Source organism: Mesorhizobium abyssinicae, assembly GCF_049887195.1.
In the GTDB taxonomy this organism is placed as follows: Bacteria; Pseudomonadota; Alphaproteobacteria; order Rhizobiales; family Rhizobiaceae; genus Mesorhizobium; species Mesorhizobium abyssinicae.
The window spans coordinates 1-513 of sequence record NZ_JARAKC010000116.1 but is presented as its reverse complement, the minus strand read 5'-3'; the positions used below and the strand labels follow the sequence as shown (position 1 = coordinate 513).

The window sequence follows — 513 nt, the reverse complement described above, 5'->3', positions numbered from 1 at the left end:
GTTCGGCAGGAACCTCATAATGAAGACAACCGACGATCGTCTCGGTGGGACCGTACTCGTTCACCATCGTGGCCGTCGGCTGGATCTTGCGCCACAGTTCCACCGTTGAACGCGACAGCGCTTCACCTCCGATGACAAAGGTGCCGACCTGGCTGCCGGTCGTCTGCGCCGGCATCTGTTGCCCAAGCGCATCCAGATGGCTCGGCGTGATCTTGATTAGCCCACAGCCCGCCCTGATCTTTGCCTTCACCTCCTCGACCTTGTCGCCCTCGGTTACAAGCTGTGCGTAACCACCACACAGTAGAGGCGCAAACAGGCTGGTGATTATGGCGTCGAAAGCCAAGGGCAGGGAGACCACCGAGGATGAGCGCGGGGCGTAAGCCTGGCAGGCCCAGTCCAGGTAATTGACCAGTCCGCGATGCTCGACCATGACGCCCTTGGGCGTTCCGGTGGAGCCTGAGGTGTAGATGATATAGGCGAGATGGCGCGCGGTGAGCCCGAGCGCGCGCGGGT

General features: G+C 61.8%; 1 protein-coding gene. It reads right to left on the bottom strand.

All coding sequences use genetic code 11. From position 1 onward, the window contains the following. Window positions 1-513: AMP-binding protein (locus PU724_RS33885; protein WP_426213846.1), on the bottom strand; the 513-nt coding region annotated here is incomplete at both ends.